Source organism: Variovorax sp. VNK109 (assembly GCF_049445855.1).
Lineage (GTDB): Bacteria > Pseudomonadota > Gammaproteobacteria > Burkholderiales > Burkholderiaceae_C > JAGOCV01.
On sequence record NZ_JBMSDV010000001.1, the window covers coordinates 490,880 to 514,851 of the forward strand.

A 23,972-nucleotide genomic window follows, 5' to 3' on the forward strand; every position below is an offset into this window, starting at 1 on the left:
CACGCCGCAGCAGGTCACACGTGCCGTTTGCCTGCAGCCTTCCCGGCGCGCGGCAGGGCCTGCGCGTCTGCGCGCTGGTGCAACATCTCGATCAGGTGGCAGGTCGCATCCTGCCCGTCGCAACAGTCGCGGATGGCGATCAGGTCCTTCTCCAGCTTGCGCAGCTCGGCCAGCCGCTCTCGCACATGGCTCAGGTGTCCATCCAGCGTTTCGCAGGCGGCCGCGCAGTCGGCCTTGCTGCGCAGGTCGAGGTTGAGCAGTGCGCGCACCTCGTCGAGCGACATGTCCATGGCCCGGCACATGCGGATGAAGCGCAGCTGGTGCAGGTCCGGGTCGCTGTAGGTGCGGTAGCTGTTGTCCGAGCGCACGGGCGCGGACAACAGTCCTTCTTTCTCGTAGTAACGGATGTTGGCGGCGCTGACACCGCTCAGTGCGGCCGCTTCCCCGATCCGGTAGTGTGGATTTTGTGCGGGCATGGCTTGACCTTGAAGTGACTGCAAGGTTTCCAATGATGCCATCGAAAGGAAAGCGGATGTCTCATCATTGTTGCAGTCCTGATCATTCACATGACCATGCGGACTCGAACGCGCACACAGAGGTCGGCGGTGGCCACCTGCACGACCACAGCAACCTGCCCGGCTGGCCACGCCTGATCACGGCGCTGGCGGTGGCGACAGCGGCCGAGGTCTGGCACCTCGTCACGCCCGAAGGCCGCGTGTGGGAAGCCGCAGGCATGGCGCTCGCGGCGGTCGCCATCGTGCTGGCGGGCTTGGGCATCTACCGCAGCGGACTGAAGTCGCTTTTCAGGGGGCGGCTGGACATCAATGCGTTGATGACCGTCGCGGTGACCGGGGCCTTCCTGATTGGGCAGTGGCCCGAGGCGGCCATGGTGATGGCGCTCTACGCGATTGCCGAACTCATCGAAGACAAGGCCGCCGACCGCGCTCGGGGCGCGATTGCCGGCCTGATGGCGCTCGCGCCCGACACGGCAGACGTGCGCGGCGAGGACGGGCGCTGGACGCCCGTCGCCGCGAAGGATGTGCAACCCGACTCCATCGTGCGCATCATGCCCGGCGGCCGCATTCCGCTCGACGGTGTGGTGACGCGCGGCACGAGCGCAGTAAACCAGGCACCCGTCACCGGCGAAAGCATTCCGGTGGACAAGGCCGAAGGCGATGCGGTGTTCGCCGCCACGATCAATGAAACCGGCGAGCTGCAGGTCCGAGTGACGGCTGCGGCCAGCCAGAGCACGCTCGCGCGCATCATCGAGGCCGTCGAGAACGCGCAGGCCACGCGCGCGCCGACGCAACGTTTTGTCGACCGCTTCGCGCGCATCTACACACCGACCGTTTTCGCGCTCGCGGTTGCGGTGGCCGTGCTCACGCCTTTCCTGCTTGGCTGGACATGGCTGGACGCGATCTACAAGGCACTCGTGCTGCTGGTGATTGCATGCCCGTGCGCACTCGTCATCTCGACGCCTGTCACCGTCGTCAGCGGACTCACTGCCGCCGCGCGGCGGGGCATCCTGATCAAGGGCGGCACTTTCCTCGAAAGCGCGCGCAGCCTGAAGGCCGTGGCACTCGACAAGACCGGAACGATCACCGAAGGCAAGCCGGCACTCGTGCAGTGGCAGGTCTGGCAAGGCGCGGACAAGGCGCGCGCACGCACCGCTGCGGCCAGTCTCGCGAGCCATTCGGATCACCCCGTCTCGCTTGCGATTGCGCACGGTCTTGCAAAAGAAATGACGGGCACACCTGCCGAAGCCACCGGCTTCAAGGCACTCGCAGGGCGTGGCAGTGAAGGCGCGGTCGACGGCGAGGTCTGGCTGCTCGGCAACCACCGGCTGGTCGAGGAGCGCGGTCTGTGCAACGCGGAACTCGAAGCTGCGCTCGCCGCACACGAGCAGCAGGGGCGCACGGTCACGCTGCTGGCAGACGCGAACGGCGTGCAGGCCATCTTTGCGGTGTCGGACACCATCCGTGCCCATTCGCGTGAAGCCGTGGCGCAACTGAAGGCGCTGGGCGTTACGCCGGTCATGCTGTCCGGCGACAACAGTGCCACCGCGAAAGCCGTGGCCGCGCAAGCCGGCATCGACGATGCGCGCGGCAACCTGCTGCCCGAAGACAAGCTCGGCGCCATCGGTGAACTGCGCCAGCGCTACGGCGCGACGGGCATGACGGGCGACGGGATCAACGATGCGCCGGCGCTCGCGCAGGCCGACATCGGCTTCGCCATGGGCGGTGCGGGCACCGACATCGCGATGGAAGCTGCCGACGTGGTGATCATGAACGACGACCTGCGCCGCATCGGCGAGACGGTGCGCCTGTCGCGCAGCACGCACGCCGTGCTGTGGCAGAACATCTCGCTCGCGCTGGGCATCAAGGCGGTGTTCTTCGTGCTCGCGGTATCCGGCAGTGCCAGCATGTGGATGGCCGTGTTCGCAGACATGGGCGCGAGCCTGCTGGTGGTCGGCAACGGGCTGCGGCTCCTGCGGTCTGCAAGGCAGGATTGAGGATGCCCGACACCACGCCGTTCTTCCGGGGTGCGGGGCTGCTCACCGGTGGCACCGCGGGTCTCGCGTTCCTCGCGCACTACGGCACCGGCTTCGGCTTCGGCTTCGGCTTCGGCTTCGGCAAGGTGCAGATGGCGATGGACTGCTGCATCGTGCTGCTGGCGTTGACTCTGGTCGAACCGTCGCGCGTGGCGTGGTCGGTGGTGGCGGCTGTCGCGGTGAACCTCGTGCTTGCGGTCAACCACAAACCCGGTCGCTACATGGGTACCTGAGCGCACGCCGCATCCCACGGATATCATTGCCCCCATGCGCCGCCCGGCACGCCCCTTTCCTTTTGCCCTTCGCATCGCCTTCGTGCTGGTGCTCATGAGCCTGCTGCTCGTGCGCGGCTGGGTGGGCGATGCGATGGCGATCGGCAAGGTACCGGCCGTGCACGGCGCGACGCCAGCCATAGCGCTCGCAGCCGACGCGCCGATGCCCTGCCACGACGCACCAGCCCCCGCCTCCGCGCATGACATGCACGCCATGGTTGCCACGGATGCAGCCATGAATCACGACATGCCGCAGCACGGCTCCGGCGACGACTGCGGTACCTGCACCAGTTGCCAGGTCTGCCACTCATCTGCGGTGGCCCTGTTGTCCGGCACACCGCCTGCAGCAACCATGCCGCAGGCGCTTGCCCAGCGCATGACGGCGCATTTCGCCAGCGCCGAACCCCAACAGGGCTTCAAACCGCCCATTTCCTGATCTTCCTGCCCGTGGTGCGTCCGCCATCCGCTGCGGACGCGGTTTCACCGTCTGGAGATCTTCATGTTCCACTCTTTCACGGCCATCCCGCGATGGCTTCTTGCTGCGAGCTTCAGCCTGCTCGCAGGCTGCGCCTCCGTCTCGCCCGACGGACTGCGCGGTGATGTCGCGCAACTGGCCGCAGGGCGACTCGGTGGCGATGCCCCGGCCGCAGCGCCCGTGTTGCCGGTGGTCGACGCCGGCGCATCCCCGGTCAGCGCCACGATCGACACCCTGCTTGCACAACCGCTGACGTCCGACGCTGCCGTGCGCATCGCGTTGCTCCGCAACCCTTCGCTCGAGTCGTCGCTCGCCGCGCTGGGGGTGAGCGATGCCGACCGCGTGCAGGCGGGTCGTCTGCCCAACCCGCACCTGTCGCTGGGTCGCTTCACCGAAGGCAGCACGCGCGAGATCGAACGCATGATTTCGTTCGACGTGCTGGGCCTCGTCACCCTGCCCTGGCGTGCGCAATGGCAGGGCCAGCAGACAGAGCTGGCGAAGCTTTCGGCCGCGCAGGACGTGGTCCGCCTGGCTGCCGACACGCGGCGCGCCTGGGTGCGCGCCGTTGCCGCGCAGGAATCGGCCGCGCAGATGCGGCTTGCCTTCGAAGCCGCGGAGGCGGGCACCCTGCTCGCACGCCGCATGCAAGGCGCCGGCAACTTCAGTCGCCTGCAGCTCGCGCGCGAAGAAGCCTTGTTGGCCGACGCCAGCGCGCAGATGTCGAAGTCCCGCCTCGCCGCAGCCAGGGCGCGGGAGCAGCTGTCGCGCCTGATGGGCCTGGAAGCTTCGCAGACCGGCTACACGCTGCCCGCCAATCTGCCGGCCTTGCCGCCGCTGCAGGAACCGCAGGATGCAGAAGCGCGGGCACTGCGCGAGCGGCTCGATGTGCGCGCAGCACGGGAAGAAAGCCGCTATGTCGCCGATTCGCTGGGCTACACGCGCGCCACCGGCTTCATCGACGCGCTTGAACTTGGCTACGGTCGCAACACGACCTGGGACAGCGCCACGGGCGCGAAGGAAACCAAGCGCGGCTGGGAAATCGGCGTGCCGCTGCCCATCTTCGACTGGGGCACGGCACGCAGTGCACGGGCGCAGGCGATCTACATGCAGAGCGTCGCCAAAGTGCGCGACGTGGCGCTGCGCGCGCGCAGCGAGGCGCGTGAGTCCGTGCTCATCTGGCGCACCGCGCACGAGCTGGCGCGCCGCTCGCAGGAAGAAGGCGTGGCTGTGCAGCAAGTCATCCAGGAAGAGACGCTGCTGCGCTACAACGGCATGCTGTCCAGCGTCTGGCAGCTGCTGGCCGAGGCGAGGGCCACGTCGCTGGCCGTCAGCCGTGCCATCGAGGCAAGACGCGATTTCTGGCTGGCAGACACCGACCTGCGTCAAGTGATGAACGGCACTTCGCCCGCATCGCTCTCGGGGCTGGGCGCAACGTCCGGCAGCGCAGCGACCACGGCATCGGGAGGGCACTGAGACATGCAAAGAAGAAACCTGTTGAACGCCGCCCTGACAGGTGCGGCCACCGCCGTCGCAGCAGCCACGGTCAGTCGTCCGGCCTTCGCCGCGCTGCCCGACCATGCGCAGCACACCAGTGCCACGACTTCCGCGCCCCTTGCTCCAGAAGATGGCAGCTACAACCCCGTTGTCACGCTCAACGGCTGGACGCTTCCCTGGCGCATGAACAACGGCGTCAAGGAATTCCACCTCGTCGCCGAACCCGTCGTGCGCGAAATGGCACCCGGCTTCAAGGTCAACATGTGGGGCTACAACGGACAGAGCCCCGGCCCGACCATCGAAGTCGTCGAGGGCGACCGCGTGCGCCTCTTCGTCACCAACCGGCTGCCCGAGCACACCACGGTGCACTGGCACGGTCAACGCCTGCCCAACGGCATGGACGGGGTCGGCGGGCTCACGCAGCCGCAGATTCCGGCGGGCAAGACCTTCGTCTACGAGTTCACCGCGCGCCGGCCCGGCACCTTCATGTACCACCCGCACGCCGACGAGATGGTGCAGATGGCCATGGGCATGATGGGCATGTGGATCACGCATCCCCGCAGGCGGCATCCGCTCATCGACCCGGTGCAGCGCGACTTCTGCTTCCTGCTGGCGGCCTACGACGTCGAACCGGGTAGCCGAACACCGAAGGTCAACACCATGCTGGACCACAACATCTGGTCATGGAACTCTCGCGTGTTCCCGGGCATCGATTCGCTCAACGTGCGACTGGGCGACCGCGTGCGCATCCGCGTAGGCAATCTGACGATGACGAACCACCCCATCCATCTGCACGGCCACGAGTTCACCGTCACCGGCACCGACGGTGGACCCGTGCCGAAAACGGCGCGCTGGCCCGAGGTCACCACGGATGTGGCGGTCGGCCAGATGCGGCAGCTCGACTTCATCGCCGACGAGGAAGGCGACTGGGCGATCCACTGCCACAAGAGCCACCACGTCATGGGCGCGATGGGCCACGACGTGCCCACCATGATCGGCGTGGACCACAGCGGCGTGGCGGAAAAGATCCGCAAGATCGTGCCGGACTACATGGTGATGGGCGACAAGGGCATGGCGGACATGGGCGCGATGGAGATGCCGCTGCCCGACAACACCTTCCCCATGATGACCGGCACCGGCCCCTTCGGTCCGCTGGAAATGGGCGGGATGTTCTCGGTGCTCAAGGTGCGCGCCGACCAGAAGGCCGGCGACTACAGCGACCCGGGCTGGTTCACGCAGCCCGCGGGAACGCAGGCCCGCGAATGGACAGGCCCATTGCCCGAACCGAAGCGCGCGACGCGAGCCCCTGCGACAACCGGCGAGCCGGCAGGAACGGTCCGCAAGCCCGGTACCTCGGGCGCGCCCGACGCTCACAGACATCATTGAATCGATCCATCAGACAGGACATCGACATGAAGAACACCCAACGACTTCCCATTGCTGTCGCCATCGCCGCGCTGGGCTTCGCCGCCATTTCATCCGCGCAGGGTGCACTGCCCTGGGTCAACGCAGAAGTGCGCAAGGTCGACCCGGCCGCGTCGAAGATAACCTTGCGGCACGAAGACATTCCCAATCTCGACATGCATGGCATGACCATGGTCTTCCAGGTGAAAGAACCTTCCCTGCTCGCCAACATCAGGTCCGGTGACAAGGTACGCTTTACGGTGGACAAGGTAAACGGCGCGTTCGTGGTGCAGAGCATGGAGCCTGCCGTGAAGTAGCCGCGACCCCGTGACGCGGGCCACATGGATAATGCCCCGCATGACTGTGAACAGAAGCCGCCCGCCCCGCCGGCATAACGCCATCACCGACGTGGCAGGCATCGAGGTCGGCCATTTCACCGACACACGCCGCCCCACGGGCTGCACCGTCATCATGGCGCGCGAAGGCGCAGTGGGCGGTGTGGACGTGCGGGGTGCCGCACCCGGTACGCGCGAGACCGACCTGCTCGCGCCCGGCAATTCCGTTGACAAGGTCCATGCCATCATGCTCGCGGGTGGCAGTGCATGGGGGCTCGAGGCCGCCACCGGCGCCGTGCGCTGGCTGGAGGAGCAAGGCGTCGGCCTGGACATCGGCGTGGCGCGCATTCCGCTCGTGCCCTCTGCCGTGCTGTTCGACGTGCTGGTGGGCGATGCGTCCATCCGGCCCGACGCAGCGGCCGGCTACGCCGCGTGCGCGGCAGCATCCACGAAGCGGCCGGCCGAAGGCAACGTCGGCGCAGGCACGGGTGCCGCCGTCGGCAAGATCTTCGGCATCGCGCGCGCCATGAAGGGCGGCATCGGGAGTGCGTCGGTCACGGTGGACGGCGTGACGGTTGGCGCCATCGTCGCGTGCAATGCGCTCGGTGACGTGGTCGACCCCGAAACCGGCGCGGTGATCGCCGGTGCGCGCACTGCCAACGGCCGCAAGCTGATGGATACGCGTCGCGCGCTGCTGCGCGGCGTGCCGCCGCAACCGATCCTTCGTGGCACCAACACGACCATCGGCGTCGTCGCCACGGATGCGTTGCTGACCAAGGTGCAGGCGCATCGCCTCGCACAGGTCAGCCACGATGGCCTCGCGCGTGCGATCAACCCTGTGCACACACCGTCGGACGGTGACACGATGTTCGCGCTCGCAACAGGCCGTGTGAAGAAGTCACCCGGCATGTTCGTGTTGAGTACGATGGCCGCCGAGGTGACCGCCATCGCGATCGTGCGTGCCATCCGTGCGGCAAGGGGCATGCGTGCCGGCACGCTGCACCTGCCCAGCGCGGCCGATCTGGCCTGACACCGAACCGACGAACATGCCCCGCGCCATCCGCTACACCCTGCTGTCGATCCGCGAGATGCTGGTCTCCGGCGGCCCGTTCATCCTGCTGGCCGTGCTGCTGCTGACGCTGGCCTACCTCTGGCTGGACCCGACCCCGCCGCGCCGCGTCACGCTGGCCACCGGGCCCGCGCAAAGCGCGTACGAGGAATTCGGCAAGCGTTATGCGAAGGCGCTCTCGGTCAACGGGATCCAGGTGCAGTTGGTTCCGAGCGAGGGATCTTCAGACAACCTGCGCATGCTGCGCGAAGGCAAGGCGGACCTCGCGTTCGTGCAGGGCGGCAGCAGCGGCACTGTCGATGCGGCAGCGGCGACGGGTGCGGATGCCCCGCCGCCCGAAAGCGGCATCGAATCGCTGGGCAGCCTGTTCGTCGAGCCGGTGTGGCTGTTCTACCGCGAGGCCGCAGCGCGCGGCGTGAACCGCAGCACCGCGACGCTCGACGGCCTCGCGCAACTCAAGGGCCTGCGCGTGAACGTCGGCACCGAAGGCAGCGGCGTGCCGAGCCTGATGGACAAGCTGCTCGAAGCCAACGGCGTCGATCGCGCGAGCGTGAAACTTTCGCACCTGGCGCAGACACCGGCAACCGTGGCCTTCCTGGGCAACGAACTCGACGTGCTGGTCTTCGCCTCTGCCCCCGAGTCGCTGATGGTGCAGATGCTCCTGCGCACGCCCGGCGTGAAGCTGATGGACTTCGCGCAGAGTGAAGCCTATTCACGCCGCCTGCCCTTCCTCACACCTGTCGTGCTGCCGCGCGGCGTGGTGGATCTCGCGGGCGACGTGCCGCCGCGCGACGTGCGGCTTGTCGCATCCACCACCGAACTGCTCGCGCGCGACGAAACGCACCCGGCACTGCTGCAGCTTTTCTCGCAGGCTTCGATGACGCTGCACGGCGGCGCGGGCTGGTTCAACCGCGCACGTGAATTTCCCAACGGCACGCACACCTCCTTCCCGCTGTCGGCCGAAGCCGAACGCGCGATGCGCGACGGCCCGCCGCTGCTGCAGCGCTACCTGCCGTTCTGGTTTGCCAACCTGGTCGAGCGCATGTGGCTGGTGCTGGGCATCATCGTCGCCGTGCTGCTGCCAGCCAGCCGCATCGTGCCGCCGCTCTATGCGTTCCGCATCCGCTCACGCGTGTTCCGCTGGTATGCGCAGCTGCGCGACCTCGAAGAGCAATTCGAAGAGAAGCCCGATCAGGCCGCCGGGTTGGTGAAGGCGCTGGACGAACTGGAATTGCGCGTGGAGAAAATCAATGTGCCGCTGTCGTACGCGGACGAGTTGTATGCGCTGCGCCACCACATCAGCCTCGTACGGACACGCATGGCGAACCCGCTGGACTCCACGGGCTGATCGGGCCGTCGGGCCTAGAGGTTCAGATCGAGATCGAGGCTGTTGCGCAACGCCTTCTGGGCAACCGCATCCAGCGCTTCTTCCACCACGCCCTGCGAAATCACCGTGACCGAGCCGCGTGCGAGCAGCTTGTCCAGCGCACGGCGCGTGAGCGAGTGCGTGGTACCTGCTGCATCGGTGAACATGAACAGCGTGCCGTAAGGGCTGGACCACGTGAGCTGCGCGCGCAGCGTCTGGTCGTGCAGGCTGAGTTCCACCCATGCGCCGGCGGGGATGGGCGGCTTGCTGCGCTCGGATGCTTTCGCATCTTCCTCGCCATCGGGCGCTTGCGGCGTGGTCGATTCGAATGACGACTCGGTGTCCTTGAACTGGCTGCCATGCGTGGCCTGCGCCTCGCCCACATCCAGGAAGCCGGTGTCCTGCATCTCCGTCGGGCCGAGCCACGGGTCGTTGGTGTCAGAGCCGTCGAGACGCGTCGCGGCATGGTCGGTGCCTCGCGTCACGCCTTTCCTGCGCTCGCCCGGCTTCGGCGGCTTGAGCACGTTGTCGTAGATGCCCATGAGCACCATGCCGAAGGCATCCACCTGCGGTTGCGGGAAGTCGATCAGCCGCAGGCCCTGCGCCAGTCGCTCGAGCATCGCGGGAATCAGGTTCTGGATGCGCGTGATGTCCGCTTGCTTCTGTTCGGGCTGCGTGGTCCAGATCAGGTCGTTGGCAACACCCATGTAGCCGCCCGGATCGGTGGCGCCCTTGCGGTCGGCCAGGCGCGCTTCGGCCAGCACCTGCGCCCACGGACCGCACAGGAACGCCAGCACTTCCGCAGGGGCCATGCTGGCGCCGGGTTTGCCACGCATCTCGCCGGCCAGGCGCTCGGCCAGCAGATTGCGCTGCTCCGCGTGCAACAGTGCATGCACCGCCTTGTCGCGCTGCTTGTTCTCGCGCTGCTCCTGCTGCTGCCAGTCGGCTTCGAGCGTCTTGAGCGCGTACTCGAAGGGGTCGGTGCTCTTGATCTGCGAGATGGCCAGCACCTCGGCTGCATCGCGCATGGATTTCACGAACTGGTCGAAACCCGGCGTGACGATGGTCGCGTAAGCCAGGCTGCGCTCGGTCATGCGCTCGAGCAGGCGGCGCGCGACGTGCTGTTTGTCGCTGAAGAAGCGCGGATCGATCAGCGCCAGGCGCAGATAGGCGGGTTCGACGCGGCGCAGCACGGCCTGCACCGGCGGCAACAGGTTCTGGTCCTGGGCGATGTTCTCGAACATCAGGTTCACGACTTCGAGGCCGAGCGCCTGGCCCATGCCCTTGGCGTCGCGCCGCAGGTTTTCGAGCGTGGTGTCGAGGCCGGGGGAGCCTGTTGTCAGGCCACCGGCGCCAGTAGGCTTGCGGTCGGCCAGGCGCTTGAGCACGTGATCGACCTGGCGCATTTCCTCCAGCGCGTCAAATGCAGCCGGCACCGTGTGGCCGAAATCGGGGGGGGCTTCGTCGCCGTAATCAGTGGCGCCCGAGCCGCCAGCACCACCCGTGCCGCCGCCACCCATCCCGCCGTAACCGTACCCATAGCCGGTACCGCCTGCGCCACCTCTGGAACCGCCGGTCTGGCCCATTACATTGTTCGAAGCGGCAACGAGCCCTTGTCGCGCGGAATCGAGCTCGCCAGCCAGCAGCCTGCGAAGCTGGTCCACCGTGAGGAGCGCCTGCTCGCCGTACTGGCGACCGCCGGTGCCACCGCCAGCGGGTGAACCAGCACCCGTGCCGCCCCCGCTACCCCCCATCCCGCCCGTTCCCCCCGTCCTCGGGGCATCGAAGCCGCGGATGACACCGCCGGGCGCGCCTGCGCCGCCGCGCGTCTTGCCTTTTGCAGTCGCCGGATTGCCCGCATGCGCGGTCTGTGTCACCACATAACCCACAGGACGCACACCGTTGGACTGCAGCATCGTGCTGAGGTCCGCATAGGTTTCACGCAGGCGATCGCCCAGCGCCACACCCATGAACTGCATCCAGCGCACACGCACGGCGTTGTCGGCATTGGTGAGCTTGAGCACCGTGCGCAGCGCCTTGACGTAGATCTCGGGCCGGAAAGGGTTGCGATCCGGCTGGACGGTCTTGAGGCCGAGTACCGAACAGATGAGCGCGTTGAGTTCGGCCAACTGCAGCTCGGCCACGGCCATGGCAGTCTGCTGCGCACGGGCCAGCTCGATGCTTTCCTGCACCTGCGACTCGTCCATGAGCTCGAGTTCATCGAAGCGGATCGACGCGCCCGGGGTCGGCGACGAAGGCTTGTTGCGCTGCTGCCGCGCGTCGGTGGAAATGGCCTCCGAGAAGGCGGCCATGAGCGTCATCGGGAAGCGGTCGCGCAGCAGGCCTTCATGGGCGCTCAACTGGCGGCCCGACTCGACGAGAACCTGGCGCTCCTGCGGGTCGAGCTCGATGCTGGCGCGCTGCTGGATGGCGCCCCGGCCCTTGTCGACCAGATGCTCCATCAGTTGCTTGCCTTCGTTGGCAGCCTTCGTCACGCACTGCTGGTAGAGCGCGGCTTGTGCTGACTGCAGCATTTCAGGCATGACCAGTTGACCCCGACGAACGACCCACGGTTGATTACTTCAGCGCTTTATAGCGCACGCGCTTGGGTTTGGCACCTTCTTCACCCAGGCGCTTCTTCTTGTCGGCTTCGTACTCCTGGTAGTTGCCGTCGAAGAACACCCATTGCGATTCGCCCTCGCAGGCGAGGATGTGCGTGGCGATGCGATCCAGGAACCAGCGGTCGTGACTGATGACCATGACCGAGCCGGCGAATTCGAGCAGCGCGTCTTCGAGCGCACGCAGGGTTTCGACGTCCAGGTCGTTCGACGGCTCGTCCAGCAGCAGCACATTGCCACCGGCAATGAGCGTCTTGGCCAGGTGCAGGCGGCCGCGCTCACCGCCGGACAGCATGCCGACCTTCTTCTGCTGGTCGCCACCGTTGAAGTTGAAGCGGCCGGCGTAGGCGCGGCTGGCCATCTGGAACTTGCCGACGGTGAGGATGTCCAGGCCGCCCGAGATGTCTTCCCACACGGTCTTGTCGTTGGCCAGGTCGTCACGCGTCTGGTCGACGAAGGCCATCTTCACGGTGGAGCCGATCTTCACTTCGCCGGAGTCCGGCTGCTCCCGGCCGGCGATCATCTTGAACAGCGTCGACTTGCCGGCGCCATTGGGGCCGATGATGCCGACGATGGCGCCAGCCGGCACCTTGAACGACAGGTCGTCGATCAGGACGCGGTCGCCGAAGGACTTGGAGACGTTCTTGAACTCGATCACTTCATTGCCCAGGCGGTCCGCCACGGGGATGAAGATTTCCTGCGTCTCGTTGCGCTTCTGGTATTCGTAGTCGGACAGTTCCTCGAAGCGGGCCAGGCGGGCCTTGCTCTTGGCCTGGCGGCCCTTGGGGTTCTGGCGTGCCCATTCGAGTTCCTTCTTCAGCGCCTTGGCACGGGCTTCCTCGCCCTTTTGTTCCTGCACCAGGCGGGCTCCCTTCTGCTCCAGCCAGGTGCTGTAGTTGCCTTTCCACGGAATGCCGTGACCGCGGTCGAGTTCGAGGATCCACTCGGCCGCGTTGTCCAGGAAGTACCGATCGTGGGTGATGGCCACCACGGTGCCCGAGAAGCGGCTGAGGAACTGCTCCAGCCAGTCCACCGATTCGGCGTCCAGGTGGTTGGTGGGCTCGTCGAGCAGCAGCATGTCGGGCTTGGACAGCAGCATGCGGCACAGGGCCACGCGGCGCTTTTCGCCACCGGACAGGTTCTTGATGATCGCGTCCCAAGGCGGCAGGCGCAGCGCGTCGGCTGCAATCTCGAGCTGGTGCTCGCCACCGTCGCCAGCCGTTGCAATGATGGCCTCGAGTTGCGCCTGCTCGGCAGCCAGCGCATCGAAATCGGCGTCCGGCTCCGCATAGGCGGCGTACACCTCTTCAAGGCGTGCCTGAGCTGCCTTGGACTCGCCCATGGCGCCTTCGACGGACTGGCGGACGGTTTCTTCAGGGTCCAGCTTGGGCTCCTGCTCCAGATAGCCGATCTTGATGCCCGGCATCGGCGTGGCTTCGCCTTCGATCTCGGTGTCCACACCGGCCATGATCTTGAGCAGTGTCGATTTGCCCGAGCCGTTGACCCCCAGCACGCCGATCTTGGCGCCGGGGAAGAAGGACAGCGAGATGTCCTTGAGGATCTGCCGCTTCGGCGGCACGATCTTGCCGACGCGGTTCATGGTGAAAACGTATTGAGCCATGTGTGTGAAATCCGTTGCCCGTCGGGCAAAGCAAAAGTCGAACCGCCCTGACCGGGCGACCGTGTTGTATTTGGGAACCCGCCATTATCGCGGCTTGGCGACCCGAATCTTGACGGAATGCCAAGTTATGCACGATCGGGGCAGGGGCCTGGCAATCTCCGCACCCGAAACGTGCGACAATGCGGGCTGCACGCGCTTCAATCATGCGTGCACCGGCACACTGCCGGGGAGTCTCAGGCCATCGCGCCACTCCGTCTTTCCCGATCCCATCTGCCTCTGATTGGCCCTGCCGTTTCCTCCCGGAAACAGCCGGTTCAGGCCGATACCCCAGCGCCCCGGTTTGGGCGCTCTCCAAATGACTTTTGATGAACTGAAGCTGGCTCCGGCCATCCTGAAGGCCGTGCGTGAGCAAGGCTACGAAACCCCCACGCCCATCCAGGCACAGGCCATCCCGGCCGTGCTCGAGGGCCATGACCTGCTGGCCGGCGCGCAGACGGGCACCGGCAAGACGGCCGCGTTCACGCTGCCGCTGCTGAACAAGCTGGCCGAAGGCAAACCCGCCCGCAACAAGTTCGGCGGCAAGGGCGTTCGCGCCCTCGTGCTCACGCCCACGCGCGAACTCGCGGCGCAGGTCGAGGAATCCGTGCGCGAGTACGGCAAGTACCTGGACATCTCCTCCACCGTGATCTTCGGCGGCGTGGGCATGAACCCGCAGATCGACCGCATCAAGCGCGGTGTCGACGTGCTGGTTGCAACGCCCGGCCGCCTGCTGGACCTGCAGCAGCAGGGTTTCCTGGACCTGTCCACCGTGCAGGTGCTGGTGCTCGACGAAGCCGACCGCATGCTGGACATGGGCTTCATCCACGACGTGAAGAAGGTGCTGGCGCTGGTGCCCAAGGACAAGCAGAGCCTGCTGTTCTCCGCGACGTTCAGCGACGAGATCCGCGAACTCGCCGGCAACCTGCTGCGCAACCCGCAGAGCATCCAGGTCACGCCGCGCAACACCACGGTGCAGCGCATCACGCAGACCATCCATCCGGTGGGCCGCGGCAAGAAGAAGGCGCTGCTGGCGCACATCATCCAGCAGCACGACTGGAGCCAGGTGCTGGTGTTCACGCGCACCAAGTTCGGCGCGAACAACGTGGCCGAATTCCTGACCAAGAACGGCATCACCGCGATGGCGCTGCACGGCAACAAGAGCCAGAGCGCACGCACGCAGGCGCTGGCCGGCTTCAAGAGCGGCGACATCCGCGCGCTGGTGGCCACCGACATCGCAGCGCGCGGCATCGACATCGACGAGCTGCCGCACGTCGTCAACTATGAAATTCCCAACGTGTCGGAAGACTACGTCCACCGCATCGGCCGCACCGGCCGCGCGGGTGCGAGCGGCGAAGCCGTGAGCCTGGTGTGCATGGACGAAGAAGGCTTCATGCAGGCCATCGAGCGCTTCACGCGCCAGAACATCGACGTGAAGGTCATCCCCGGCTTCGAACCCGAACCGGGTGAGAAGGCCGAGCCGATCGCCATGGGCCGCCAGACCATCTGGGGTGGCGCGGGCAAGCCGCCCAGCCGCGAAGTCATGGCCGCCGCAGCCAAGGCCGCACGTGGCGAGATGATGCAACGCATCCGCGACAACAAGGCCGGCCAGGGCCAAAGCGCTCCGCAAGGCCGTCGCGGCCAGGGTGGGGGCGCGAACGGCAACGCTGGCGGCCCGCCGCGCCACAATGCAGGACAACCCCGTCCGCAGAAGGCATCCCATGGCGCAACCGAACGACAACCCGACCCGCTCCGCACCAGCGTCGACAGCATGGCCGAACGCGGCCGCCGCAACGGCGGACCGCGCGGCGGGCAGAACCGTTCTGGTGGCGGGGGCTTCGGGTCTCGTGGGCCGGGAAATCCTTCTCGCTCTTTTAACCGATGAGTCCTGCGCGGCGGTCCATTGCGTGGGTCGCCGCCCGGCACACGGGTGATGCTGGCGAGCGAGTTGCAGCAGTTCGCCACTGAGGGCGCGCGCTTCGACCGGCTTACCCCTGCGAGATGCGCACGATCGCATCCTTGCGCTTGTGCAGGTCGGGCAGCAGTTCGATGCCCAGCCCCGGCTTGTCGTTCAGCGAAATCATTCCCTCGTCCACACGCGGCAACTCGGTCACGAGTTCCTTGTACCAGCCGGTGAAGAAGGCGCGCACGCTCTCCTGGATGAGCGCATTCGGCGCGTGCAGCGACAGGTGGGTCGAAGCGGCCCACACCACCGGTCCGGTGCAGTCGTGCGGTGCCACGGGCAACTGCCAGGCATCGGCCATCGCGGCAATCTTGCGCGCTTCGGTCAGGCCACCGCACCAGCTCAGGTCGAGCATGGCGACGCCCGCGACGCCGGTCTGCAGGTAGTCCTTGAAGCCCCACTTGTACGACAGCGTCTCGCTCGCGCAGACGAGCGCCTTGCAGTCTTCGGCGTAAGACTCCAGCAGTTCGAGGCTGTCCATGCGGATCGCATCTTCGTGCCAGAAGGTGTCGAACTCCTGGAGCGCCCGCGCGATGCGGCGTGCCATCGGCAACCGCCAGAGGCTGTGGAACTCCACCATGATGTCCATGCGGTCGCCCACGGCTTTGCGTATCTTGCGGAACGGTTCCAGCGCCGCGTCGAGGTCTTCCGGGCTGATGTATTGCCCGTCGCTGCGCTCGGCCGCCGGATCGAACGGCCAGATCTTCATCGCGGTGATGCCTTCGGACAGCAGCGACTCGGCCAGTTCGTCCGCATGGTGCAGGAAGCCCTGCAGGTCTTCGTACGGCCCCGCGTTGTTGCCCAGGCCCCAGTTGGAACTCGTCTGGTTCGTCGCACTGCGGATGTACTGGTAGCCCGCGCAGGTGTTGTAGATGCGGATGCTGTCGCGGCTCTTGCCGCCCAGCGCCGTGTGCACCGGCATGCCGGCGGCCTTGCCGAAGATGTCCCACAGCGCGATGTCAGTTGCCGAATTGCCGCGCGTCTCGACACCGGACCCGCGCCAGCCCAGGTAGCCCGTGATGTCCTTGTTGCGCGCCTCGATGTCCAGCGGGTTCTTGCCGAGCAGCTTCGGTCCGACCCACTCATGGACATAGGCCTCGACCGCTGCAGCGCCCATGAAGGTCTCGCCGAGACCCACGAGACCCTCATCCGTGTGCAGGCGCAACCAGATGATGTTCGGAAACTCCCCGAGCCGGACCGTCTCGACTTTGGTGATCTTCATGAATTGAAATCCAGACCGCCGCGGAACCGGCTTTGCCGGGCCGCCAGCGGTGCCCCTTTGAGGGGGAAGCGCCAAAGGCGCTTCGGGGGTGGGGTCAGCTCCTTGCCTTCTTCAGCGAATCGAGCACGATGTTCACGGCCTCCGGCCCGATCGTCGGGATGTTCTTGTCGTACACCGGCTTCACCTTCTCGAACATGCGCTTCTGCTCGGCCGCAGACACCTCGTTCACCGTCATGCCCTTGGTCTTGAGCGAGGCGAGCGACTTCTCGTTGAGCGAGCGGTTGGCTGCACGTTGCACCTTCTGTCCTTCCATCGCGGCTTCACGCAAGACGGCCTGTTCCTGCGGGTTCAATTGGTCCCACAGCTTCTTGCTGTAGAGCACCAGGAACGGCGTGTACGCATGGCGCGTGATCGACAGGTACTTCTGCACTTCGTTGAACTTCGAGGTCTCGATCGTCACGAAAGGATTTTCCTGACCGTCGATGGTCTTGGTCTCCAGTGCCGTGAACACTTCGGGGAACGGCATGGGCACGGCGTTGGTGCCCAAGGTCTTGAAGGTGTCAAGGAAGATGTTGTTCTGCATCACGCGCAGCTTCACGCCGTCGAAGTCCTCCACCTTGCCTACGGGGCGCTTGCTGTTCGTGAGGTTGCGGAAGCCGTTCTCCCAGTACGCGAGATTCACCAGGCCGGCTTCCTCGAGTTTCTTGTTGAAGTAGGCACCGGCGGGGCCGTCGAGCACGGTGTCGGCTTCCTTCTCGTTGGCAAAAAGGAAAGGCAGGTCGAACACACCCAGTTCCTTCACGATGCCCACGAGCGGCGACGACGACGTGCACACCATCTCCTGCGTGCCCGCACGCAGTGCCTGCGAGGCCTGCAGGTCGTTGCCGGCCGAACCGCCCCAGAAGGCGGCGATCTTCATCTTGCCGCCTGTCCTGGCGGCAAGCACTTCCTGCATCTTCTTCACACCCAGGCCCACGGGGTGGTCCTCGTTCACACCGTTGGTGAACTTGATGGTGCGCTCTGCGAACTGCGCGAAGGCCGGCGCGGCGGCCAGCAAGGTTGCGGCGGCCACGGCCACCAGGGTCCTGCGTTTCAACATGGTTTGTCTCCTCTGGGTCTACGGTTGGCTATCGAACATGAAAAAAGGAACTAGCGCATCCACCACTTGAGTGGCGTTGTCACGAGTTCCGGCACGAACACGAGTGCGAACAGCACGATGAGCTGGGCAATGAAGAAGGGCATGACGCCCTTGAACGCATCGTCCATGGTGATGCGGGCCACGCCGCACACCACGTTGAGCACGGTGCCCACCGGCGGCGTGATGAGGCCGATGGCGTTGTTCATGATGAACAGCACGCCGAAGTACACGGGGTCGATGCCGGCCTTGATCACCACCGGCATCAGCACCGGTGTGAGGATGAGCACGGTGGGTGTGAAGTCGAGCGCCGTGCCGACGATCACGATCAGCACCATGATCATCAGCATGAGAAGGGTCTTGTTGCCCATGAAGGGCTCCAGCATCTTCGCCACTTCGGTGGGGATGTTCGCCACGGTGATGAGCCATGCGCTCACCATGGCCGCAGCGACGAGGAACATCACGACCGCCGTCGTCTTGCCGGCGGCCAGGATGAGCCGATAGAGCTGCGAGAACCTGAGTTCACGGTAGATGAACATGCCCACGACGAAGGAGTAGACCGCGGCAACCACGGCAGCCTCGGTCGGCGTGAACGCGCCGAACTTCATGCCGCCGATGATGACCACGGGCAACGCGAGTGCAAAGCCCCCTTCGGCCGTGACCTTGAGACGCTGCACCATGGGCATGCGCTCGGACGCCCTCACCCCGTCGCGGCGCGCGACGACCCACCAGGTGATGCCGATGGCCAGGCCCATGAGGATGCCCGGCACGATCCCGGCAAGGAACAGCTTGGTGATGGACACGTTGCCCGCCACGCCGAAGATGATGAAACCGATGGATGGCGGGATCACCGGCGCGATGATGCCGCCCGCTGCGATGAGGCCCGCAGAACGGTTCACGTCGTAGCCCGCACGTTTCATCATCGGGATGAGCAGCGCGGCGAGCGCTGCCGTGTCGGCCACGGCAGACCCCGACAGCGAAGCCATGATCACCGCGGCCATCACCGCCACATAGCCGAGTCCGCCACGGAAGTGGCCGACCCATGCCATCGCCATGTTGACGATGCGCCGCGACAGGCCACCCGCGTTCATGAACTCACCGGCCAGCAGGAAGAACGGCACGGCGAGCAAGGGGAAGTTGTCCGCGCCGTCGACGAAACGCTGCGCGATGATCTGGCTGTCGAACGCAGGCAGGCCGCCGGTGTAGGTCATGTAGCCCATGAGCGAAACGCCGCAGACGAGCAGCGCATACGCAATCGGCATGCCGAGCGCCATGGCGCCGAGCAGGGAGAAGATGAAGATGCCGACCGTCATCGCATCACACCTTCACTTCCTGGAGCGTGTCTTCCGATTCCATGACCTGGACCATCTCGGCCTCGGTCATGCGCCCGGTCAGGAGCCGGAAAAGCGCGCGCAGGTTGAAGATACCCATGACCACGGACACGATGTAGCCGATGCCGTAGATCCAGATCATCGAGATGCCGACGACGGGCGAGATCGATGTGGCCTGCAGTTCGTGCATCTTCCAGGTGCCCATGAAGAAGAGCACGTTGCAGAAAAGCATGAGCACTTCACCCAGGAAGCGGCAGGCCTTCTTGCCACCCAGCGGCAGGCGGCGGATGAGCGTATCCACGCCCAGGTGGGCGCCGTCCCGCATGGCGACCATCGCGCCGATGTAGGTGAGCCAGATGAAGCAGTAGCGCGACATCTCCTCCGACACGGTGATGCCGGAATTGAACACGTAGCGCAGCACGACGTTGCCGAACACCATGATGACCATGGCGACCATGCAGACCACGACGAGCAGTTCAAGAAGGCTGAAGAACGCCTTGATGGGCTTTGGCAAGTTTGTCTCCTGTCCGGTTTTTCATGTTGTCGTTGTCGTTGTCCGTCACTCAGGCGGCCATCGCCTTCAGGCGCGTGGCGGGATTGCTGATCTTCGGAATGCGCTTGCGCGATGCGAGCACCAGCTCGATGTCGTCGCGCGCGCCGTCGATCAGCACGAGGATCGCCTTCTCCGCGCGTTGCGGGTTGCGCGCGATGACCGCATCCAGCACGGCGCGGTGCAGCGGCAGCGAACTCGCAGGACCGCCCTTGCGGCTGGTCGAAATCTCGAAGCTGGTGCGCAGCAGCGCGCCGAGCGCGCGGCTCATCTGTACCAGCATGCGGTTGTGACTGGAACTGATGAGCCCCTGATGGAAGCGCAGGTCGTGCGTGATGTAGTCGCCGCCCTGCTCGATGGCCTGCTTCATGCCGGCAAAGGCTTCTTCCATGTTGCGGATGTCGGCCGCCGTGGCGCGCAAGGCCGACAGTCGAACGGCTGCAGGCTCCACCACACGGCGCAGGTCCTGCAGGTCGCGCAGGAACTCGACGGAGAGGCCTGCCTTGGTCTGCCAGACGATCACGTCGGCGTCGAACCAGTTCCACTGGTCTTCGGGCTGCACGCGCGTGCCGACCTTGGGGCCGGTGGTCAGCAGGCCCTTGGCCACGAGCGACTTCACCGCTTCGCGCACCACCGTGCGGCTCACACCGAGTGACTCGCAGAGCACGGGCTCGGGCGGGATGGCGCCGCCCACGGGATAACGCCCGTTGACGATGGCTTCGCCAAGGTGATCGACCGTGTTGCCGTGGACGTTCTTGATCATGGTTTGCACTGAGAACCGGCGGCAATGGTATGACCATAATATGTTTGGAGATTCAGGACTTACCCGAACCCACGACACCACGAGGAAGAGACAGACCATGAGCACGCCGCCGAAAGCCCGCAAGAAACCCGAAGAACTGCGCAGCCAGCAGTGGTGGGGGCGGCAGGACCGGGACGGCTTCATCTACCGCAGCTGGGTGAAAGGCAAGGGCGTGCCGCACGACCAGTTCGACGGCCGCCCGGTCATCGGCATCTGCAACACCTTCAGCGAACTCACGCCCTGCAACAGCCACTTCCGCACGCTGGCCGAGCAGGTGAAGATCGGTGTCTATGAAGCCGGCGGCTTCCCGCTGGAGTTCCCTGTCATGTCGCTGGGCGAGACGCTGCTGCGCCCCACGGCCATGCTCTACCGCAACCTCGCGAGCATGGATGTGGAAGAAAGCATCCGTGGCAATCCGCTCGACGGCGTGGTGCTGCTGATGGGCTGCGACAAGACCACGCCGGCGCTGATGATGGGCGCCTCCAGCGTGGACCTGCCGACCATCGGCGTGTCCGGTGGGCCCATGCTCAGCGGCAAGTGGCGCGGGCAGGAACTCGGCTCGGGCACGGGCGTGTGGCAGATGAGCGAGATGGTGCGCGCAGGCACGCTCACCATGAAGGAGTTCAACGAGGCCGAGAGCTGCATGCACCGCAGCCACGGCCACTGCATGACGATGGGCACCGCGTCCACCATGGCAAGCATGGTCGAATCGCTCGGCGTCGGCCTGCCCGGCAATGCGGCCTACCCTGCGGTGGATGGACGGCGCAACGTACTCGCACGCATGGCCGGCCGCCGCATCGTGGACATGGTGCATGAAGACCTGACGCTGTCGAAGATCGTCACACGCCGTGCCATCGAGAACGCGATCAAGGTGAACGCGGCCATCGGCGGCTCCACCAACTTCGTGATCCACCTGCTGGCGATTGCGGGACGCCTGGGCATTCCGCTCGAACTCGAAGACTTCGACCGCCTCGCTTCAGAACTGCCCTGCCTGCTGAACCTGCAACCCTCGGGCAAGTTCCTGATGGAAGACTTCTGCTACGCGGGCGGCCTGCCGGTGGTGATGAAAGAGATCGCGGAGCACCTGCACAAGGACGTGATCACCTCCACCGGCCAGACGCTGTGGGAGAACGTGAAGGATGCGGAGAACTACAACCCGCAGGTGATCCAGCCGCTGGCCGATCCGTTCAAGGACAAGGCCGGCATCTGCGTGCTGCGCGGCAACCTCGCACCGCGTGGTGCGATCATCAAGCCGAGCGCAGCCACACCCGCGCTGCTGACGCACAAGGGCCGCGCAGTGGTGTTCGAGAATGCGGACGACCTGCACAAGCGCATCGACGACGAGAACCTGGACATCGACGAGCACTGCGTGATGGTGCTCAAGAACTGCGGGCCCAAGGGGTACCCGGGCATGGCCGAGTCCGGCAACATGCCGCTGCCGCCGAAGGTGCTGCGCAAGGGCATCACCGACATGGTGCGCATCAGCGATGCCCGCATGAGCGGCACGGCCTACGGCACGGTGGTGCTGCACACGACGCCGGAAGCGGCGGCAGGCGGGCCGCTCGCGCTCGTGCAGAACGGCGACATCGTCGAGCTCGATGTGCCCAACCGCAGGATCCACCTGCACGTGAGCGACGAGGAACTCGAAAAGCGCCGTGCCGCATGGAAAGCCCCGAAACCCCCGCTCGACTCCGGCTACTGGAAGCTTTACGTCGACCATGTGCTTCAGGCCGACGAAGGCGCGGACCTCGACTTCCTGCGCGGCAAACGCGGCGCCTTCGTGCCGCGCGACAATCACTGACCGCCCCTTTCATTCCGATCGCATGGACAAGACCTTCGACGTGACCGCCCTCGGCGAGGGCATGCTCGAATTCAACCAGACGACTCCAGGAGAACCGCAGTACCTGCAGGGCTTCGGGGGCGACACGAGCAACGCGGTGATCGCTGCCGCACGCGCCGGTGCGAGAACGGCTTACCTCACGCGGGTCGGCAGCGACACCTTCGGCCGGGCATTGCTGAAACTGTGGGCAGCGGAAGGCGTCGATACGCAAGCCGTCGAATCTGCAGGCGAAGCGCCGACAGGCATCTACTTCGTCACACACGGCACGCGGGGGCACGAATTCAGCTACCTGCGCGCCGGCTCGGCGGCGAGTCGCATGACGCCCGCGTGGCTCGGAACCGGCGAAGTCACGACGCCACAGGAAGTGATCCGGCAATCGCGCGTGCTGCATGCATCGGGCATCTCGCTCGCGATCTCGCCCGACGCCTGCGACACCGTGTTCGCCGCGATGAAGATGGCGCGCGATGCCGCCACGCTCGTGTCCTTCGACTCCAACCTGCGGCTCAAGCTCTGGCCGCTCGACCGTGCACGTGCCTGCATCGCACAGGCCGTGGCGCTCTGCGACATCTTCCTTCCGAGCCTGGAGGACATGACCGTGCTGACCGGCCTGTCGGACGCGGACGCCATCGTCGACTGGGGCCACGCGCATGGCGCGCGCATTGTGGCGCTCAAGCTCGGCGCGCAAGGCGCCCTCGTGAGTGACGGCACGGTCCGCGAAAAGATGGCCGCGCATCCGGTGCAGCTGGTCGATGCCACCGGCGCAGGCGACTGCTTCTGCGGCACCCTCCTTGCAGGCATTGCGCAGGGCCGCAGTCTGATCGATGCGGCGCAGCGGGCCAATGCGGCGGCCGCTCTCGCCGTCCAGGGTTACGGCGCGGTGGCTCCCCTGCCCGGATCAGCAGACGTCACGCAATTCCTCGCCCGCAGCGGCAGCGGCAGCGGCAGCGGCAGCGGCAGCGCACGATGACCCGGCTGCGACCCTTCATCGCCCTCGACTGGGGCACCTCTTCGCTGCGCGGAGCCCGCCTCGATGACCACGCCCGGGTCGTCGAGGAGCGGTCCTTCCCGCGCGGCATCCTGACCGTACCGCAGGGTGGATTCCGGACCGCATTCGACGAATGCTTCGGCGACTGGATGTCCGCAGCCCCGGACACGCTCTGCCTCATCAGCGGGATGGCGGGCAGCCGGCAGGGCTGGGCCGAGGCGCCGTACTGCGCCAGTCCGGCCGGGTTCGCCGAGGCGTCGGCGCGGATGCACTGGATCGAACCCGGGCGCATCGGCCTTGTCCCGGGCATCAGCCACATGAGCCCGCGCGACGGCACGCCGGACGTGATGCGGGGGGAGGAAACCCAGATATTCGGCGCCATCCACCTGCTGGGCCGCACGGGCGGGGTCTTCGTGCTGCCCGGCACCCACAGCAAGTGGGCCATCGTCGAGGACGGCCGCATCCTTTCCTTCCGGACGTTCATGACCGGCGAGTTCTTCGCCCTGCTGAGCACGCACTCCATCCTCGCGCGCACGCTGCACGCCAATGCCCCATTCGATGAAACGGCCTTCCTGGACGGCGTGATGCATTCGCAGAACAGCGCGGGCCTGTTGCACAACGCGTTCAGCGCGCGCACGCTTGCGCTCTTCGGCCGCATGGAGTCCGACGCGCTCACGAGCTATCTCTCGGGCCTGGTCATCGGAGAGGAACTGCGCTCGCAGCCGCTGCTGTCCGGAATCCCTGTCGTACTCATCGGGTCGGCCCAGCTCACTGCCCGCTATGCCATGGCCATGACGCGACTGGGGTGTCATGTGGTTGCGCCAGAATCGAACGCCACATGGGCCGGCCTGCATGCACTGCGCATGCAGGTCGAGGCGCAGACGGAGACCCGACCATGAGCAA

At 66.1% G+C, this 23,972-nt stretch carries 19 protein-coding genes and 1 pseudogene; 12 read left to right on the forward strand and 8 right to left on the reverse strand.

The annotated features are described in order from the left end of the window. Window positions 1-14 precede the first annotated feature (14 nt). Window positions 15-476 carry a Cd(II)/Pb(II)-responsive transcriptional regulator gene (locus tag ACO2Q9_RS02315; protein ID WP_423307898.1) on the reverse strand — a complete coding sequence of 154 codons (462 nt, stop codon included), beginning with the start codon at window positions 474-476 and terminating at the stop codon, window positions 15-17. A 56-nt stretch (window positions 477-532) separates the two neighbouring features. On the opposite strand from ACO2Q9_RS02315, the gene ACO2Q9_RS02320 reads away from it, so the two are divergent. The 8 genes and pseudogenes from ACO2Q9_RS02320 to ACO2Q9_RS02355 all read left to right on the forward strand — a co-directional run bounded on the left by ACO2Q9_RS02320 (window position 533) and on the right by ACO2Q9_RS02355 (window position 8,948). Further along, window positions 533-2,512 (forward strand): heavy metal translocating P-type ATPase, encoded by a 1,980-nt coding sequence (locus ACO2Q9_RS02320; RefSeq protein ID WP_423307900.1) that lies wholly within the window; start codon window positions 533-535, stop codon window positions 2,510-2,512. 20 nt (window positions 2,513-2,532) lie between these two features. Next, window positions 2,533-2,784, forward strand: a pseudogene (locus tag ACO2Q9_RS02325) (YitT family protein); the annotation flags it as partial. A gap of 34 nt (window positions 2,785-2,818) precedes the next feature. After that, window positions 2,819-3,259, forward strand: a complete 441-nt coding sequence (locus tag ACO2Q9_RS02330) for a hypothetical protein (RefSeq protein WP_423307902.1) — start codon at window positions 2,819-2,821, stop codon at window positions 3,257-3,259. 63 nt (window positions 3,260-3,322) lie between these two features. Next, window positions 3,323-4,771 (forward strand): TolC family protein, encoded by a 1,449-nt coding sequence (locus ACO2Q9_RS02335; protein WP_423307904.1) that lies wholly within the window; start codon window positions 3,323-3,325, stop codon window positions 4,769-4,771. Window positions 4,772-4,774: 3 nt separating this feature from the next. Next, window positions 4,775-6,178 (forward strand): multicopper oxidase family protein, encoded by a 1,404-nt coding sequence (locus ACO2Q9_RS02340; protein ID WP_423307906.1) that lies wholly within the window; start codon window positions 4,775-4,777, stop codon window positions 6,176-6,178. 26 nt (window positions 6,179-6,204) lie between these two features. After that, a complete protein-coding gene (locus ACO2Q9_RS02345) occupies window positions 6,205-6,513 on the forward strand; it encodes a copper-binding protein (protein WP_423307908.1) in 309 nt (102 codons plus the stop codon). 40 nt (window positions 6,514-6,553) lie between these two features. Continuing rightward, window positions 6,554-7,561 carry a P1 family peptidase gene (locus ACO2Q9_RS02350; protein ID WP_423307910.1) on the forward strand — a complete coding sequence of 336 codons (1,008 nt, stop codon included), beginning with the start codon at window positions 6,554-6,556 and terminating at the stop codon, window positions 7,559-7,561. Between the two features lie 16 nt (window positions 7,562-7,577). Next, entirely contained in the window at window positions 7,578-8,948 is a 1,371-nt protein-coding gene (locus tag ACO2Q9_RS02355) for a TAXI family TRAP transporter solute-binding subunit (RefSeq protein ID WP_423307912.1), read from the forward strand. 14 nt (window positions 8,949-8,962) lie between these two features. Here ACO2Q9_RS02355 and ACO2Q9_RS02360 read toward each other — a convergent pair whose 3' ends face one another. Continuing rightward, window positions 8,963-11,500, reverse strand: coding sequence for a DUF1631 family protein (locus tag ACO2Q9_RS02360; protein ID WP_423307914.1), 2,538 nt, complete (start codon window positions 11,498-11,500; stop codon window positions 8,963-8,965). Between the two features lie 43 nt (window positions 11,501-11,543). Continuing rightward, window positions 11,544-13,205, reverse strand: a complete 1,662-nt coding sequence (gene ettA, locus ACO2Q9_RS02365; protein ID WP_423307916.1) for an energy-dependent translational throttle protein EttA — start codon at window positions 13,203-13,205, stop codon at window positions 11,544-11,546. A 355-nt stretch (window positions 13,206-13,560) separates the two neighbouring features. Here ettA and ACO2Q9_RS02370 point away from each other — a divergent pair, with 355 nt between their 5' ends. Then, entirely contained in the window at window positions 13,561-15,126 is a 1,566-nt protein-coding gene (locus ACO2Q9_RS02370; RefSeq protein ID WP_423307918.1) for a DEAD/DEAH box helicase, read from the forward strand. 103 nt (window positions 15,127-15,229) lie between these two features. Here the strand turns inward: ACO2Q9_RS02370 and ACO2Q9_RS02375 are convergent, their stop codons facing one another. The 5 genes from ACO2Q9_RS02375 to ACO2Q9_RS02395 all read right to left on the reverse strand — a co-directional run bounded on the left by ACO2Q9_RS02375 (window position 15,230) and on the right by ACO2Q9_RS02395 (window position 20,205). Then, a complete protein-coding gene (locus ACO2Q9_RS02375; RefSeq protein WP_423307920.1) occupies window positions 15,230-16,426 on the reverse strand; it encodes a mandelate racemase/muconate lactonizing enzyme family protein in 1,197 nt (398 codons plus the stop codon). A gap of 94 nt (window positions 16,427-16,520) precedes the next feature. Beyond that, complete coding sequence (locus tag ACO2Q9_RS02380; protein ID WP_423307922.1) at window positions 16,521-17,525, reverse strand: TRAP transporter substrate-binding protein; 1,005 nt, start codon at window positions 17,523-17,525, stop codon at window positions 16,521-16,523. Between the two features lie 50 nt (window positions 17,526-17,575). Continuing rightward, window positions 17,576-18,874 (reverse strand): TRAP transporter large permease subunit, encoded by a 1,299-nt coding sequence (locus ACO2Q9_RS02385; protein WP_423307924.1) that lies wholly within the window; start codon window positions 18,872-18,874, stop codon window positions 17,576-17,578. A gap of 4 nt (window positions 18,875-18,878) precedes the next feature. Further along, entirely contained in the window at window positions 18,879-19,406 is a 528-nt protein-coding gene (locus tag ACO2Q9_RS02390; protein WP_423307926.1) for a TRAP transporter small permease, read from the reverse strand. A gap of 49 nt (window positions 19,407-19,455) precedes the next feature. Next, entirely contained in the window at window positions 19,456-20,205 is a 750-nt protein-coding gene (locus ACO2Q9_RS02395) for a FadR/GntR family transcriptional regulator (RefSeq protein ID WP_423307928.1), read from the reverse strand. Window positions 20,206-20,302: 97 nt separating this feature from the next. Here ACO2Q9_RS02395 and ACO2Q9_RS02400 point away from each other — a divergent pair, with 97 nt between their 5' ends. The 3 genes from ACO2Q9_RS02400 to ACO2Q9_RS02410 are packed head-to-tail and all read left to right on the forward strand — an operon-like array spanning window position 20,303 to window position 23,968. After that, entirely contained in the window at window positions 20,303-22,045 is a 1,743-nt protein-coding gene (locus ACO2Q9_RS02400) for an IlvD/Edd family dehydratase (protein ID WP_423307930.1), read from the forward strand. A 22-nt stretch (window positions 22,046-22,067) separates the two neighbouring features. Further along, window positions 22,068-23,051 carry a sugar kinase gene (locus tag ACO2Q9_RS02405; protein ID WP_423307935.1) on the forward strand — a complete coding sequence of 328 codons (984 nt, stop codon included), beginning with the start codon at window positions 22,068-22,070 and terminating at the stop codon, window positions 23,049-23,051. Then, window positions 23,048-23,968 carry a 2-dehydro-3-deoxygalactonokinase gene (locus ACO2Q9_RS02410; protein ID WP_423307938.1) on the forward strand — a complete coding sequence of 307 codons (921 nt, stop codon included), beginning with the start codon at window positions 23,048-23,050 and terminating at the stop codon, window positions 23,966-23,968. Before ACO2Q9_RS02405 ends, ACO2Q9_RS02410 begins: the two co-directional genes overlap by 4 nt. The last annotated feature ends 4 nt before the right edge of the window (window positions 23,969-23,972 follow it).